The 15,686-nt window shown below is 64.7% G+C and carries 10 protein-coding genes and 1 pseudogene; 4 read left to right on the top strand and 7 right to left on the bottom strand.

Going from position 1 to position 15,686, the window contains the following annotated elements; genetic code table 11:
- Window positions 1–46 precede the first annotated feature (46 nt).
- The 3 genes and pseudogenes from V1279_RS25870 to V1279_RS25860 all read left to right on the top strand — a co-directional run bounded on the left by V1279_RS25870 (window position 47) and on the right by V1279_RS25860 (window position 2,028).
- Window positions 47–535 carry an NUDIX domain-containing protein gene (locus tag V1279_RS25870; protein ID WP_334441681.1) on the top strand — a complete coding sequence of 163 codons (489 nt, stop codon included), beginning with the start codon at window positions 47–49 and terminating at the stop codon, window positions 533–535.
- A gap of 116 nt (window positions 536–651) precedes the next feature.
- Window positions 652–1,447 (top strand): annotated as a pseudogene (locus V1279_RS25865) (glycosyltransferase family 2 protein); the annotation flags it as partial.
- A gap of 68 nt (window positions 1,448–1,515) precedes the next feature.
- Window positions 1,516–2,028 carry a GNAT family N-acetyltransferase gene (locus V1279_RS25860; protein ID WP_334441679.1) on the top strand — a complete coding sequence of 171 codons (513 nt, stop codon included), beginning with the start codon at window positions 1,516–1,518 and terminating at the stop codon, window positions 2,026–2,028.
- Window positions 2,029–2,075: 47 nt separating this feature from the next.
- Here the strand turns inward: V1279_RS25860 and V1279_RS25855 are convergent, their stop codons facing one another.
- From V1279_RS25855 to V1279_RS25845, 3 genes are all read right to left on the bottom strand, one after another.
- A complete protein-coding gene (locus V1279_RS25855; RefSeq protein WP_334441677.1) occupies window positions 2,076–3,869 on the bottom strand; it encodes a cation:proton antiporter domain-containing protein in 1,794 nt (597 codons plus the stop codon).
- Between the two features lie 141 nt (window positions 3,870–4,010).
- Window positions 4,011–6,404 (bottom strand): TonB-dependent receptor, encoded by a 2,394-nt coding sequence (locus V1279_RS25850; RefSeq protein WP_334441675.1) that lies wholly within the window; start codon window positions 6,402–6,404, stop codon window positions 4,011–4,013.
- A gap of 106 nt (window positions 6,405–6,510) precedes the next feature.
- Entirely contained in the window at window positions 6,511–6,897 is a 387-nt protein-coding gene (locus V1279_RS25845; protein WP_334441674.1) for a DUF2946 family protein, read from the bottom strand.
- 485 nt (window positions 6,898–7,382) lie between these two features.
- On the opposite strand from V1279_RS25845, the gene zigA reads away from it, so the two are divergent.
- Window positions 7,383–8,591 carry a zinc metallochaperone GTPase ZigA gene (gene zigA / locus V1279_RS25840; protein ID WP_334441673.1) on the top strand — a complete coding sequence of 403 codons (1,209 nt, stop codon included), beginning with the start codon at window positions 7,383–7,385 and terminating at the stop codon, window positions 8,589–8,591.
- Between the two features lie 33 nt (window positions 8,592–8,624).
- Here zigA and V1279_RS25835 read toward each other — a convergent pair whose 3' ends face one another.
- From V1279_RS25835 to V1279_RS25820, 4 genes are read right to left on the bottom strand one after another with little or no spacing between them, the layout of a single operon-like run.
- The gene (locus V1279_RS25835) at window positions 8,625–10,688 is read right to left on the bottom strand and encodes a hypothetical protein (RefSeq protein WP_334441671.1); all 2,064 of its coding nucleotides are present in this window, start codon (window positions 10,686–10,688) and stop codon (window positions 8,625–8,627) included.
- A 3-nt stretch (window positions 10,689–10,691) separates the two neighbouring features.
- The gene (locus V1279_RS25830) at window positions 10,692–13,502 is read right to left on the bottom strand and encodes a DUF4159 domain-containing protein (protein WP_334446573.1); all 2,811 of its coding nucleotides are present in this window, start codon (window positions 13,500–13,502) and stop codon (window positions 10,692–10,694) included.
- Window positions 13,502–14,446: a DUF58 domain-containing protein gene (locus V1279_RS25825; protein WP_334441670.1), complete on the bottom strand. Its 945-nt coding sequence runs from the start codon at window positions 14,444–14,446 to the stop codon at window positions 13,502–13,504. Before V1279_RS25825 ends, V1279_RS25830 begins: the two co-directional genes overlap by 1 nt.
- Complete coding sequence (locus V1279_RS25820; RefSeq protein WP_334441669.1) at window positions 14,446–15,447, bottom strand: AAA family ATPase; 1,002 nt, start codon at window positions 15,445–15,447, stop codon at window positions 14,446–14,448. The genes V1279_RS25825 and V1279_RS25820 overlap by 1 nt, the downstream gene beginning before the upstream one ends.
- Window positions 15,448–15,686: the final 239 nt, after the last annotated feature.

The following is a 15,686-nucleotide window of genomic DNA, read 5'->3' as shown; positions in this document are numbered from 1 at the left end:
CGGCGATATAAGGATCAAACGTGATAGCTGTCCATCCGAGGTTTGCGTGACGGCGCTGCAGCACTTGCGAAAACGTTTCGAACCGCAGTTGCGGCGGGCCTTCCACCTCTATTGGCGGATGGCCCGCGGCATGACGCTTGGGGTCCGCGGCGTCGTGCTCGACGGTGACGACAAGGTGTTTCTGGTCAGGCACAGCTACGTCGCCGGCTGGCACCTGCCGGGCGGCGGGGTCGAGGTCGGCGAGACGTTTCTCGAGGCGCTGCGGCGGGAGCTGGTGGAAGAGGGGCGGATCGAACTGACCGGGGAGCCGGTCCTGCACGGCCTGTTCTTCAACGGCCACGTCTCCCGGCGCGACCATGTCGCGGTCTATGTCGTCAGGCAGTTCCGGCAGGACGGCCTGCCGAAGCCCAACCACGAGATCGTGGAGTGCGGGTTTTATGCGGCGGGGGCGCTGCCGGCAGAGACGACCAGGGGGACGCGGCTCCGGATCGCGGAAGTGCTCGACGGCGCAGCGCCGATCGGGACCTGGCGCTAGGATCGCCTATGCTAGTCATCCCTCAGCGCCGTCGGCTTTTTGCTCCTCGCGCTGACCTATGCGTCCACGCTTTACCGCATTTCAATCGAACAAGGCCGGGTGGATTGCCGTTCTACCGCACTGTCGAGGTGGCGCGCGCGGCCGGCGCTATCGTGCGCAGCGAGCGCCGCCAGGGCAAGGGGCATGTGGTGTGGCGCATGTTCGCCGACATCGATGCCGACATATACGTGCTGGTGGATGGCGATGCTACCTATGACGCGCCGAGCGCCCCGCGCATGATCGATGCGCTGGTCAACGATCATCTCGACATGGTGGTGGGCTTTCGCGTCGACCAGTCGGTCGCCGCCTACCGGCCCGGTCACCGCACCGGCAACTGGATGCTGACGAGCTTCCTTTCCACGGTGTTCGGCCAGGCGTTCAAGGATATCCTTTCCGGCTACCGCGTGTTCTCGCGCCGCTTCGTCAAATCTTTTCCGGTGCTGTCAGGTTTCGAGATCGAAACTGAGCTCAGCGTGCACGCGCTCGAACTGGCGCTGCCGGCAGCGGAAATCGAGACGCCTTATTATGCCCGCCCCGAGGGCTCGTTCAGCAAGCTGAACACCTGGCGCGACGGCTTCCGGATTCTCGGCACCATCCCGAAGCTGTACCGATCGGAAAAGCCGCTGCGGTTCTTCACCGTCATCGGCGTGTTCCTGATGCTGGTCTCGATCGGCCTCGCGATCCCCGTCATCGTCACCTATCTCGAAGAGGGCATCGTCCCGCGGTTGCCGACCGCGGTGCTGTCGATGGGCCCTGATGATCGTGGCGGTGTTGTCGATATCCTCCGGGCTTGTGCTTGATACGGTGACGCGCGGCCGCCGCGAGATGAAGCTTTTGGCCTATCTGTCCCAGCCGGCCATCAAAAGGGATTAAGGCAATACGTGGATTGCCACCTCTGGCAATGGACCGCGCCGCCGCCAGATGCTATCTCGCGCCCCATCATGAGCGAACTTGACGTCACCATCCTGACCGAAACACCAAAGGACGCGCAGGCGATCGAACGCCTGCACGAGCGCACATTCGGTCCCGGCCGTTTCGTGCTGAGCGCCTACCGCCTGCGCGAGCATGTCGATCACCTGCTCGACCTCTCGTTCACGGCGCGGATCGGCACACTGCTGGTCGGTTCTGTGCGGCAATTGCCGATCTGCATCGGCGATACGCCGGCCCTGATGCTCGGGCCGTTGACGGTCGAGCCGCCGTTCCGAAAGCGCGGCGTCGGCCGCATGCTGCTCGATCGCTCGCTGCAGGACGCCAGGGCCAAGGGCCATCGCCTGGTCATTCTGGTCGGCGACGAACCCTATTACAGCCGCGTCGGCTTCAAGGTCATACCGAAGGGGCGCGTGATCATGCCGGGTCCCGTCGATTACACCCGCCTCTTGGTGGCGGAGCTGGTCGAGGGGGCCTTCGACGGTGTCTCCGGCGATATCCGGCCGGACTGGAGCAAGGCGCGGTAGCGCGGCACAGCGGCCGGGACGGTCGAGCCGCCCGGCGTCGTTCTCAGTCAGTGAGACGGTTTCCTTCTGACGCCGGTCGTCTCTCCGGCAGGCCGGGTAGCTCCCGCGGCCTGCTGCAATTCGTGCCGGAATTCCTCGCGTTTCTCGTGGATGGAGGCGACGACCAGTCCCATCGCCACGCCGAGGCCGATCAGCGCTGCTTCGGACAATAACAAGCTGGCTTCGATGGTCTCCGGCACGGCGTCGGTGACGCCGATCTGATAAAGATGCCGCGCGTGCTCGGCGTCACGGGCGCGCGACACGATCGGCATGTCTTCCCTGAGCGCGCGCACCTGCGCGACAATTGCGTCGATGCCTTCGGGTTCGCCGATCGTGACGATGACTGCCGCAGCCTCCATGAGGCCGCAACTCTTCAAAAACTCCGGATTTGTCGCGTCGCCGTAATAGACGGTGCGCCCCTGCCGTCGCTGCTCCGGAACGGCCGCGGCATCGTTATCGACGGCAAGGTATTGGAACTGGTGCCGATCGAGCATCGCGCAGACGACCTGTCCGACCCGGCCGTGTCCGACCACGATGGCATGGCCACTCCCTCCGCTCGGCGCAGCGGCAAGTTCGGGATCGAGCGGCTTGTCTTCGCTAACCATCGGCGCCAGCCGCCGCGCGAGATGGGAAAGCGCGGGAGTGAGCATCATGGTGAGCGATGTCAGGGCTACCGTGAAGCTTGATACATTGGCGTCGATCAGACCGAGCGTCGTCGCCATGCCGATCCCGACGAAGGCAAACTCGCCGCCGGGGCCGAGCAGGAGACCGACTTCAAGCGAAGCCGGCCACGAGAGACGGAACAGCCGGGCAAGGACAATGAGGATGACGGATTTCACGGCAACGAGGCCGACTGCACCCCCAACCAGCCAAACCGGATCGCGGGCAAGCTCGCGGAAATCGATGTTCATACCGACGGTGAAAAAGAACAGGCCGAGCAAGAGGCCCTTGAAAGGATCGATGGCGGTCTCGATCGCCTTGCGGAATTCTGTCTCTGCAAGCAGCAAGCCGGCCACAAAGGCGCCGAGCGCCATCGAGAAGCCGACCACGGCGGCGGCCACCCCCGTTGCGACGATCACGAACAGCGTCGTGGCGACGAATAATTCGCTCATGCGGGCTGACGCGACGAGACGGAACAGCGGCCTCATCACCACACGGCCAACAACCACGATGACGCCGAGGGCGATGGCGGCATTCGTGAGCGCCAGGATGAGCGTCGCGACAACCGAACCGGCCTCGCCCGTGCCAAAAATGGAGATAAAAAGCAGAAGAGGAGCTACCGCCAGATCCTGCGCCAGCAGGGTCGCGAAGCTGGCTCGACCCGCGCTTGTGTTGAGCCGTCCCTGCCTTGAAAGCAGCTCCATGACGATGGCGGTTGAGGACAAAGCGAGGCATGCACCGACGATGAGCGCTACCGGAGGCTTGCTGCCTGCAAGGGTTGCGATGCCGCCGATCACCGCGGCCGAAAGCACGATTTGCGAGCCGCCGAGCCCGAAAACCAGGCGGCGCATGGCCTTCAATCGCTCGTAGGATAGCTCCAGGCCGATCAGGAACAGCAGGAACACAATGCCAAGGTCTGCAAAGCCGGAGACGTTCCTGGCATCGACCACGGTGAACCAATAGAGAAACGGGAAGCTTCCGATGAACGATCCCAGTCCGAGCGGGCCCAGGATCGCACCGGCTCCGAGATAACCAAGGACGGGATTGAGGCCGAACCGGCGCACCAGCGGAATGACGATGCCCGCAGTGCCGAGCAAGACGAGAGCGTCGCTATAGACGTGGATGTTGATCGGTGAAGTCATCTATCCTTGTTCGGCCGCTTTTCCGGGGACGAAGCACATCTGAGGCGGTGTGGCGGCTAGCCTGACACCGACCATCATGCAGCGCAGACGTTAGCTGGTCGTGCCAGCTAACGCCACCCCATGGCCGTTGACGCGTGCGTCCTAGAACTTCAGATTCGCAAACGCCCGCACGCCAATGCCCGGCAGCAAGACCTCGTCCTTGTTGAAGGACGCCGAATTGCGGATGTTTTCGTTCAACAGGTTGTTGCCGACGAGGCCGACCAACATCTCGCGTGCGCCGAACCAGGAAGGATCGAGCTTCGTCCTGTAGCTGACCTCCGCCTTCAACAGGTTGTATCCTGCGGTCGGCGTCTCGCCGACCGGGGCGATGTCGTTCTGAGCGAAGGCGTGCAGCAGGTTGATCCGCGTCAGCCAATTGGCATCGCGCCAGAACAGGCCGCCGCCGACTCGCACCGGCGGAATTCGCGGAACATTGGTGCCATCGTCAAAGGTCGCGCGCACGACGTCGAACTGGTTCTCGACACCCCAGATGCCGCCGTTGAGCGGCCCGATGTCCAACTGGCTCTGAAACTCGCCGCCGCGGAAGGTGGCGTCGCGTTGCGAATAGATCGCCTGGTTCAGCTCAAGCGGAAAAGCCGGATCGGCGGGCGCGACACAGGCGACATCCTCGCAGGTGTTGCCGGTGAGACGACGGTAAATGAAGCCATTGAACTTGGTATAGTAAGCCGTCGCCTCGAACCTGAAGGGGCCGGTCGCCCGTCTTAGTCCGATCTCGATCGACTTGGCGGTCTCCATGCTCAGATTGGGATTGCCGATGTCGAAGGTAACAGTTGCTTCGTGCGGTCCGCGCGAAAACAATTCCGCCGGTTTGGGCGCGCGCTCGACGTATTGAGCGGTGATACTCGCAACCAGTTCGCCTGGAAGGTTCTGGATCAAGCCGACGCTCGCGCTCTTCGGCGTGAAGCTGAGATTGCGGGCTGTCGGCGGACCGATATCGCCGGGATTGGCATTGAGGTCGAACAGCTCCGGAATGAATGCCGGCGTCGTTCCGCTGAGGTTGACATGCTCGACCCGGCCGGCGATCTGCGCCTTGGTGGTCTCAGTGAATTTGAGTTCGTTGAAGACGTAGCCGGCGACCCTGTTGTTCTTGTTAGGATTAAACAACCCGTTGAGCGGGCTGGTTGGATCGTCCGGGCTCGGCGCCGTTAGCTCCTGATGCCCGGCCTGCAGGCCGAAGGCGGTCGTGACGGCGGCAAAGCGCGCGTTGAACGGCGCCATCTGCACCTCCAGGCGTCCTTCCTGCTCCTTGTTGGTAAAGGTCTGCCGCACGCCGAGGGACGAGAAGTCGGCGGGATCGGCGAGCGCGATCTCGTTGTGCTTGTAATCGGTGGCGCCCGCCCAGAACCTGATGGCGTCGATCGCCGCCGCATCCGGTCGGTATTCGCCCTTGGCGGTGAATTTGGTCTGGCGCGCGTCGATCCGGGATTGGTGATCGGAGGGCTCAATTCCGGGAATGTGGTACAGCGTATCGTTCTGCGTGACCGCGGCGCCGATAAAGCCGCCATGGAAGATGTAAGAGCCGCCGATCGACGCACCCGCCGCCTGCATCGCCGAATTCGGCTGCCGGCCGTTGACCGGGCGGGTCTGGTCGAACAAATACGGATAGCTCGGAATGCTGTAATCGCTGGCCTTGCGGCCATAGGCGTCGGCATGGAACGCGAAATTGCCACCGCCGGCATCGATCAGGATGCCGCCATCGACACCGCGGTCGACGGAATTGACGGCCGTTCGGGTTTCGACCGTGACGCACGAAGGCGATCCCACGCTTGCGAGCGGCGCTTTCGCCGGCAGTCCGTAGGTCTGGAACGGTGCGGCCGCGCATGAAGGCAGGGCGTCCGGGATGCGATTGTTGGTTGCGCTGACGACGCCGCCGATCGATGTCGACCCGTAGCGCATCGCCGCCGGACCACGGATGACTTCGACCTGGTTTGTCGCCAGTGGATCGACCGGCACGAAATGGTCTTCGCCGAGATCGGAGGCGCCGCCAGCGTTGGTGCCGTTCTCGAGGATGCCGACGCGATTGACGTCGAGGCCGCGGATGATCGGCCGGCTCGCGGCACCGGGCGCGAAGGTTGAGCCGGTAATGCCGGGCTTCGAGAACAGGAGATCGCCAAGCTGGGCGGTGCCTTGGCGGCGGATCTCCTCGTTGGGCACGACGGTAACCGTCGCGAACTGGTCGGTCACGACAGGCAGCACGCCCTGTTGGGGCGCGGCGGCGGCGACAGGCGCAGCTTGCGGTTCTGCCGCGCGTTCGCGGTTTTGGCCTGGCGCAGCACGGGTGACGCGCGCCGGTGTCCGCACGGGTACCGGCTGTCGCCGCACGATCGGGCTTGGCGCCGTCACGGTGATTTCAGGCAGTTGCGTCGAGGAGGACGTCGCCGCTGCGCCCTGGGCCATTGCTTGATTGCCCACCGCACATAGCAATAACCAGCTTGCTCCACCGAAATAGAACGCTCGTTTCTTCTTGAATGTCATTGTCCCGATCCTGATCCCGTCGATGTGCGACGGGCCGATTCCGATTTTCCTTCGGGAAACCGCGCCGAGCGCAGCGATCCCTAGGGAGTGCACCAATCAATCGATGTCAGGCGGCGGGAGGCGCGCGGGACTGGAACGCGGGATGGAGCGAGCCGAGATGCGCGAACTCGGCATCGGTGGCCAGGTGGAGAAACTCGATCGCCTGCGGTAGCTCCAGCAAGGGCGATGCGGCAAACAGGAAATTGTCGGCCAGCGAGTTGACGGCGCAGATGACGCAGGCATGCGCCGTATGCTGATCGGTATCGTGATCGGAAGGCTGTTGCTGCTGTAGTTCGCCGGCCGCATCAAGCGCGGCGTGGGTGACCGTCAGGCCGGGTCGTGGCGTCTGCGCGGCAGCCGCGTGGAAATGCCCGAACGACAGCGCAAACTGGATGGCGAGCGCGAACAGCGCCAGCCGCGAGCCAGTTTTGATGTTCGACCGAAACCACTTCATGCCGACAGCCGCCCCGCATCGAAGGGCCAGGAGCACTCCCGACCCCTTCGATGTTATAATATAACATCAGGCATCACCGGACCGGTCAACCTTGGCCCGCCCGGGTGGCAGCGCAATCTGAACGGCCTGTGTGATTAGGGCAACGGTGGACAAGCTTCACGAGGGCGAGCACGCCGCGCGTACCGCTTCCTGGCTCGGTCGGATGAGCGAATGCGCTTGGACGCCGTCTCGACACGCGAGCCGACTACTCCGCGCGGAATCGATAAGGGCCGAACGCATCTGACGCATGCGCCTGCTCCGACGAATAATGCGCATGCGACCTGCAGCGTAGTCATCCATCGCCCCCGGTTGGTCGGGCGCCGATTTTCCCGGTTGACAGCCCCTCGATCCTGAATGTTATGTTATAACATAACATATTCCGGGGCCCCAAATGCTTCGCCGTTCCCGACTGGGACTCCGTCAACTGAACAGGCTCTTTGATCTCCATGCGCAAACTCCCCGTCACCGTCTTGTCCGGCTTCCTCGGGGCTGGGAAGACAACTTTGCTAAACCATGTGCTGAACAACCGTCACGGCCTGAAGGTTGCGGTGATTGTGAACGACATGAGCGAGGTCAACATCGACGCCGACCTGGTCCGCGATGGCGGTGCGAACCTCTCGCGGACTGACGAGAAGCTGGTCGAGATGACCAACGGCTGCATCTGCTGCACGCTGCGCGACGATTTGTTGAAAGAGGTGCGCGCACTCGCCGAGAGCGAGCGGTTCGATTATCTCCTGATTGAATCGACCGGCATTTCGGAGCCGCTTCCCGTTGCCGCGACATTCGATTTTCGCACCGAAGAGGGCGACAGTCTTTCCGACGTGGCAATACTCGACACCATGGTGACAGTGGTCGATGCCGTAAACCTGCTGCGGGACTATTCCTCAGCCGACTTCATCAGAGATCGCGGTGAGTCCCTTGGCACCGACGACAAGCGGACGATGGTGGATCTGCTGGTGGAACAGATCGAGTTCGCCGACGTCATCGTGCTGAACAAGGTCAACGATGCGTCCCCCAGCCAACTGGACGCGGCGCGCAAGATCATCCGCGCGCTCAACCCCGCCGCCGATATCGTGGAGACTGATTTCGCCAAAGCGCCCTTCGAGCGCATCCTCGACACCGGCCGCTTCGACTTCGCGCGGGCCCAGCAGCATCCGCTCTGGTTCAAGGAACTGTATGGCTTCGGCGATCACACGCCGGAGACCGAACAGTACGGTGTCGGCAGCTTCGTCTACCGTGCGCGTCGGCCATTCGAGCCCACAAAATTCCATCAGTTCCTGCGAGAAAGCTGGGCCGGAGTGATACGGGCGAAGGGACATTTCTGGATCGCTACGCGTCCACAATGGCTCGGTGAGTTGAGTCAGGCAGGTGCGATCGTCCGCACTGAAGGTCTCGGGTTCTGGTGGGCCAACGTGCCCGCTGACCGATGGCCCGACGATCCATTCTGGCGGAAATCGCTGAAGAAGAACTGGAACGAACTCTACGGCGATCGCCGACAGGAGATCGTCTTCATCGGCACCGGCATGGACGAGGAAGCGATCAAGGCGCGCCTCGACGCATGCCTCGTCTCGGGCAAACCGGGAATGCACGTCAAGGAATGGGCGACGCTGGCCGATCCGTTCCCGAGATGGCTGCGTGCCGACGAGGCAGCATAAGCCCCGCAACAAGGCGGATCATCGACGTTCAGCTCAACGCCCCTCGCGCACCCAGGTCGCCGCGAACGCGCCGAGCAGCAGCAGGAGCCCGATCAGGCCGGCGAACATCGGCAGCACGCCGACGCCTTTCACGACGCTGGCGTCGCGCATCTTCACGCCCATCCAGCCGTCGCCGTGGAAGATGCCGGAGGCGCGCACCGGCACCACGCGGGGGAGGTCGATGCTGCCGCCGTCGGCCACGCGGCGGGCATCGCCGCCGGTCGCCTGCGCCAGCGGCTTCAGCATTTCGGTGGTGGAGGTGACTTCTGAAAATTCCTTCGGATTGGTCGGTCCGACATTGATCAGGGCTTTCAGCGCGCCGTCGGTTGCCTGCCACAGCCCGAGTTCGTTGGCGGGAAGGGTGGAGCGCCAGGTGCCGGGCTCGCTTGCGGTCAGCGTAAGTTCCTTGGTGGCGCCACTCGGCGACGTCACCGTCACCGGCGGCACATTGTCGGCCATGGTCTGGCGCAGCACCACGAGGTCCTTGCCCTGGATCTGCAGGCGCAGCGCCTCTTCGTCGAGATCAGGCTGCTTCATCAGCCAGTGCGACGTTCGCCGCAGCAGATCCAGATGCGGCCCGCCGCCCTCATAGCCGCGCGCCCACAGCCAGATGTGGTCCGACAGCAAAAGCGCGACGCGGCCTTCGCCGAAGCGCGACAGCAACAGCAGCGGCTTGCCGTCGGCGCCGGTCATCACGGGCGCGCCGATCGCGTTGCGCGTATCCACGGTGCGGAAGAAGCGGCTCCAGCGCGGTGGTTCGCTGGCCGAACCCTCCAGGCCGCGCGTCACCGGATGGCGCTTACCGGCGTCGCTTAAGTGCGCATAGAACGGTTTTTCAGTGACGCCGACCGGCTCTGCCGGCAACACCGTATCCAAGGGCGTGCGCCAGATGCTGGTGGTAGAGGCGTAATCGGGGCCGGCCGACACCAGCACCGCGCCGCCGGCGCGGACATAGCGCGCGATATTGTCGAAATAGGCGATCGGCAGCACGCCCTGGCGAGCATAACGGTCGAAGATGATCAGATGGAATTCGTGGATCCTCTGCTGGAACAATTCCCGCGTCGGAAACGCGATCAGCGACAATTCGTTGATCGGCGTGCCGTCCTGTTTCTCCGGCGGGCGCAGAATGGTGAAATGCACGAGGTCGATGCTGGCGTCGGACTTCAGCAGATTGCGCCAGGTGCGTTCGCCGGAATGCGGTTCACCTGATACCAGCAGCACGCGCAGCCTGTCGCGCACGCCTTCGATCGCGACCACGGCGCGATTGTTCACCAGCGTCAGCTCGTTATCGAGCGGCGAGGCCTCGATCTCGACGATGTTCGCCCCGGCATGCTTGATGTCGACCTCGACATTGGAGGTCTGGCCGCTCGAAAGCGTGCGCTCGCTGATCACCTCGCCGTCGCGGCGCACCACGATCCTGGCGCGCTGGCCGGAGACGCCCTGGTCGTCGAGCCGGTAGGTGATGGTCTGGGGCTGTCCGACGATGCCGAAACGCGGTGCGGCCGAAATCGCGATGCGGCGGTCGCGCTCGTCCTTGCGCCCGGTGACGAGCGCGTGCACCGGCGCCTGGAAGCCGAGGGCGGCGGCGTTGGCGGGAATGTCGTGGACCCGGCCATCGGTGATCAGGAACGCACCGGCGACACGGTCGACGGGAACGTCCGACAGCGCCGAGGACATCGCGCCGAACAGTTTGGTGCCGTCGGTTTCGCCGTCGGCCTGTCCGGCCTCGACGACGCGGACTTCCAGCCCCTTGATCTTCCTCAGCGTATCGACCAGCGCCTCCTGCGCCTTGGCCGTCTCCTGGTTGCGCGTGCCGAAATTCTGGCTCGGGCTCTTGTCAATCACGACGGCGGCGACCGAGGACAACGGTTCGCGGTCCTCGCGCGTGAAGGAGGGATTGGCGAGCGCCAGCAGGATCAGCGCCAGCGCTGCGACCCGCACGGCAGCCCCGCGCGACTGCCCGAGCAGCAGCAGCACCGAGATCGCGACGATCGCGGCCAGCGCGATCCACAGCACGAGTGTCGGAACGAGGGGGGTGAACGCGATGCCGTACTGCATGGCCTACTGCCCCAACCGCTCGATCAGAGCGGGTGCGTGGACCTGATCGGCCTTGTAGTTGCCGGTCAGGGTGTACATCACGATGTTGACGCCGGAGCGGAACGCGAATTCGCGCTGGCGTGGCTCGCCGGGTGTCAGCGGCAGCATCGGCTGGCCGTCCGGGCGGTGCGCCCAGGCGCCGGCCAGATCGTTCGAGGTGATGATGATGGGCGAGACGCCGTCGCCGCCGCGCGCCGGGCGCGAGGCTGCGTCGTCGTCATCCTCGCGCGGCAGGGTCTCGACCCAGGTCTGGCCCGAGTTGAAGCGGCCGGGGAAATCGCGCAGCAGGTAAAACGTCTTGGTCAGCACGTGCTCGCGCGGCACCGGCTCCAGTTCAGGCACGTCGAGCGAGGAGAGAATTTCGCGCAAGGTGCGCATGCCCGGCGTCTGCGCCGCGCCGTTCTCGCCCGGCGGCGCCTCGACGGCATCGCGCGTATCGAACACAACCGTGCCGCCCTGTTTCATGTAAGCGTCGATGCGGTTGATGGCATCCTGCGGCGGCTTCGGCGCGCCCGGCACCACCGGCCAGTAGATCAGCGGAAAGAACGCCAGTTCGTCGCGCGCGGGATCGACGCCGACGGGATCGCCGGCCTCCAGCGCCGTGCGCTGCGCCAGGAACAGCGTCAGTCCGGCCATGCCGGCCTTGACGATGGAATCGACGTCGGCATTTCCGGTGACGACATAGGCAAGGCGCGTCTGCGACACCGACTTGATGGCGAACTCGTCGTTGCTCTGGGCGCGCGTCGGCGAAGGCGCGATCGAGGCCGCGGACAGGATCAGGGCTAACAGAATGGTGGCAGCCGCCGTGCGCCGCCGCCACAACGCGGCAAGGCCCGCGCCCAGGATCGCAACCACGATCGCGTCGATCAGGAACAGCACCAGCGACGACGACAGCAGAATGCCGCGCAAATCGCGCGGTTCGGCATTGGTGTAGCTGGCGCGCTGTGCGCGCAAGGAGGATGTATCGAGCGGCGCGATGCGATCGGCCGAGGCCAGCGTGTTGACCGCGATCGGGCCGTCGGCCGGGCCGTAGAAGCCTGGCGGATGATCTGACGTGGCGCGGTCGCGATAATCCGCCGGCATCGGCTTGGCGGTCGAGGGCGGCGGTCCAAATGCGCCGAAACCGTCGAGGGTGCGCAGCGGCGCCACGGTCTCGACATTGGTCGCTTCGCTTGCAACGCCCGCGCCGGGCTTCGAGGTGTAGCCGGACATGTCGACCATCCGCCGCAGCATCTCGACGAAGCTGCCGGACATCGGCAGGTCCGACCAGCGCGAGTCGGCGCCGATATGGAACAGGCTGACAATGCCCCTGCCGCGATGCTCGCCGGTCACCAGCGGCGTGCCGTCTTCCAGCGACGCCCAGGTCTTGGTTGCGAGCACCGCATCCGGCTCGGCCAGCACCTGCCGGTTCACGGTGACGTCCTTGGGCACGGCAAGTCCCGCGAACGGACCGTCGGCGGCGAAGGAAGCCAGATGCTGCGGCTTTTCCCAGGTCAGGCTGCCGCCGAGGATGCGGCCGCCGCGACGCAGTTTCACCGGCACCAAATCGTCATCGGCCTGCGCCAGACGCGGGCCGGCGAAACGTACCAGCACGCCGCCCTGATCGATCCATGCATTCAGCCGCTCGCGGATTTCCGGCGACAGCGTGCCGACATCGGCGAGCACGATCATCGGCAACCGCTGATCGAGGAATTGCGCGATCACCTGTTGCGCCGCGCCGCGGTCGCCCAGCCGAATGTCGGCGAATGGCGACAATGCGCGGGTGAGGTAGAAGGTCGATGCCAATAGCGGTTGGGCGGTATCGCTGGTGGCGCCGGTGACGACGCCGACGGCGCGCCGCCGCCATCGCTTGTCGAGCAGTTGCACCGCGCCGGCCGATCGTTCGCCCGATATTTCCAGCCGCGAAATGTCGTTGCGCAGTTCGACGGGCAGATCGAACGCCGCTTCGCTCTCGCGATCCTGCATGCCAAAAGCGTAGCGCGCCTCGCCGATCGGCGAGCCCTTGGCGTCGAGCGCGCGAACCACACCGGCTGCGACGCCCCCGGTGGTACGCAGCACCTTGACCGTCATCTTCGCCGCGGCGTTTTCAGCGGCGACCAGCGCCTGCGCCGGGGCCGCGCCGCCCTCGAACACCGTCAGCTTGCGATCGCTAATGGTCTTGCCGAGATTTTCGACAAATTCGGCGCCGCGCCCGGTGTCGACGCCGTCGGACAGCCACGCGATCTCGGCATCTCCGGTGCTCTTCAGGAAGCGGTCGAGCGCGCCAAGCGTGTCGACGCGGTCGACCGAATAGGGCTTTGGCGCGATCTGACGCAGCGCGACCCGCGCGGTGCCCGCCGGCATCAGCGTGATGTCGCGCGCAGGATCGGAGAGCGGAACCAGTGCAATGCCGCGGCGGTCGTTGTCGGCGTTGGCGATCAGTTCGTCCGCTGCCTTGACCCGCGTGTCCCAGCTTGCAGCCGCGCTCCAGCCGTCATCGAGCAGGATCACCAACGGCGCGTTGCTGCCGCCGACCCCGGTCTGCGGATTCCAGATCGGGCCGGCGGCGGCAAGGATGACCAGTGCGGCGGCGGCGAGGCGCAACGCCGTCAGCCACCACGGGGTCCGCGACGGGGTTTCTTCCCTGGGCCTGATGTCGAACAAGAGCCGCGTCGGCGGAAACTCGATCCGCCTCGGCCGCGGCGGCATGACGCGCAGCAGCCACCACAGCACCGGCAGGCTCAGCAGGCCCAGCAGGAGCAGCGGTTGCGCAAAGGTGAGGGGGAGCCCCGCGATCATGCGCTACGCCCCGCCTTGACGGTCGAGCCGCGCGCGCTTCCCTTGGCTGCCATCATGCCCGAATGCAGGAACAGCAGGAGCTCGGCGGCGGAACGGCTGGTGGTATGGGTCGAGAACAGCCAGTCGAGCTTGTTGGTCTCGCTGCGGATCTCGTCGCGATGCAGTGCGACGCGCGCCACATAGTCGCTGGCCCAGCTCTCGGCGCGGCCGGCGGTAACGACGCCGAATCCTTCCGGCTCGACGAATTCGACCCGGCCGGCGTAGGGAAAGGTTTCTTCGGCGGGATCGACGACCTGGATCAGAGAACCATGGGCGCCGGAGGCTGAAAGCCCTGCGAGCATCATCCTGATCTCGCTCATCGGCGACCACAAATCGGACAGCACGACAATTTCGGCCAGCGCCGACGGGACAAAGGACGGCGGCAGGCTCGCGCGCACCGCATCGTCGTGCAGCATCGCCTGTGCCATCTTGTCGATCACGTTGCGGCTTGCGGTCGGGTTCATCAGGCCAGGAATGCCGACGCGTTCGCCGCCCGAGACCAGGAGTTCGGCGAGCGCAAACGTAACGATCAGCCCGCGCTCAAGCTTGCTGTCGCGCGCACCCTTTGAAGCAAACACCATCGACGGCGAACGGTCGGGCCACAGCCACACCGTATGGGCGGCCTCCCATTCCTGCTCGCGGACATAGAGATGATCGTCGCGCGCCGAACGCCGCCAGTCGACATTCTGCGACGGCTCGCCGGAGACGAAGCGGCGATACTGCCAAAAGCTCTCGCCGGCGCCGGCACGGCGTCTGCCATGCAGGCCATGGATGACGTTGGCAGCGATACGGCGGGCTTCGAGCACGAGACGGGGGAGCGAAGCGGCGAGCGTTCGGCTTTCGCCATCGGCACGTCGGATTGCTAAAATCTCCCTGGTCTCGTGGCTGGTCTCTGCGGCCATCAACCGATCCGCGTCTTCAATTGTCTGATTACGTCGGGAATGGTGCGGCCTTCCGCGCGCGCCGAGAAAGTCAGCGCCATGCGGTGTTTGAGAATGGGTTCGGCGAGATCGAGCACGTCGTCGATCGAGGGCGCGAGGCGGCCGTCGAGCAGCGCGCGGGCGCGGACCGCCAGCATCAGCGACTGGCTGGCGCGCGGGCCCGGTCCCCAGGCGATCAGCTTGTCGCCGCCGTCTTCGGAACTCGGACGCGCGGCGCGCACCAGCGACAGGATCGCCTCGACGACGCTGTCGCCGACCGGCAGGCGCCGCACCAGCCGCTGCGCCGCGATCAGGATTTCCGCGTTCATCGAGGCCTTGGCGAGCGTCTCTTCCGCGCCCGTCGTTTCGAACAGGATACGGCGTTCGGCGTCGCGATCGGGATAATCGACGTCGATCTCCATCAGGAAGCGGTCGAGCTGCGCCTCGGGCAGCGGATAGGTGCCTTCCTGCTCCAGCGGGTTTTGCGTGGCGAGTACGTGGAACGGTTTGGGGAGATCATGCCGCGCGCCTGCAACGGTGATGTGCTGTTCCTGCATGGCTTGCAGCAGCGCCGATTGCGTACGCGGGCTGGCGCGGTTGATCTCGTCGGCCATCAGGAGCTGCGCGAACACCGGTCCGGAGATGAAGCGGAACGACCGCTTGCCGGTATTGCTCTCGTCCAGCACCTCGGCGCCCAGAATGTCCGAGGGCATCAGGTCCGGCGTGAACTGGATGCGCTTGGCGTCCAACCCAAGCGTGATGCCCAGCGTTTCGACCAGCTTGGTCTTGGCGAGGCCGGGAACCCCGATCAGGAGCGCATGACCGCCGGACAGGATCGTCACCAGGGTGTTTTCGATCACCCGGTCCTGACCGAAGATGACGGTGGAGATCGCTTCTTTCGCGGCGCGGATCTGGCCGGCCACCTGCTCGGCCGACCGGACGATCGCGTCCTCGAGTTTCTCGACACCGTCTGCACCCGCCATGTCTTTCTCCTTCAACCGTCTAACCGCTTCATGACGCCGATGGTTGCGTCGTCATGCCACCAACCTCATGCTAAACTTGTGCAAAGGCCATGTATTCGTTGAATTAAACTATCCCCACATTATCGGTATTTCAGGGTATGAACGGCATCACGATGTGGCGACTTGATCCGCAATAGTACGGACGCAAATCGTCGGGAACATATATCTCGGTATACGTGCACCAATCGTGCCAGATGAGG

The organism is Bradyrhizobium sp. AZCC 1610, assembly GCF_036924515.1.
Classification (GTDB): Bacteria; Pseudomonadota; Alphaproteobacteria; order Rhizobiales; family Xanthobacteraceae; genus Bradyrhizobium.
The sequence above is the reverse complement of the archived record's forward strand: the minus strand, read 5'-3'. Positions and strand labels throughout refer to the sequence as shown.

Bases quoted from the DNA above. Each gene is read 5' to 3' on its own strand.
- V1279_RS25855 (WP_334441677.1), bottom strand. From the start codon at position 3,869: ATGACTTCACCGATCAACATCCACGTCTATAGCGACGCTCTCGTCTTG.
- V1279_RS25850 (WP_334441675.1), bottom strand. From the start codon at position 6,404: ATGACATTCAAGAAGAAACGAGCGTTCTATTTCGGTGGAGCAAGCTGG.
- V1279_RS25845 (WP_334441674.1), bottom strand. From the start codon at position 6,897: ATGAAGTGGTTTCGGTCGAACATCAAAACTGGCTCGCGGCTGGCGCTG.
- V1279_RS25835 (WP_334441671.1), bottom strand. From the start codon at position 10,688: ATGCAGTACGGCATCGCGTTCACCCCCCTCGTTCCGACACTCGTGCTG.
- V1279_RS25860 (WP_334441679.1), top strand. From the start codon at position 1,516: ATGAGCGAACTTGACGTCACCATCCTGACCGAAACACCAAAGGACGCG.
- V1279_RS25825 (WP_334441670.1), bottom strand. From the start codon at position 14,446: ATGGCCGCAGAGACCAGCCACGAGACCAGGGAGATTTTAGCAATCCGA.
- zigA (WP_334441673.1), top strand. From the start codon at position 7,383: ATGCGCAAACTCCCCGTCACCGTCTTGTCCGGCTTCCTCGGGGCTGGG.
- V1279_RS25820 (WP_334441669.1), bottom strand. From the start codon at position 15,447: ATGGCGGGTGCAGACGGTGTCGAGAAACTCGAGGACGCGATCGTCCGG.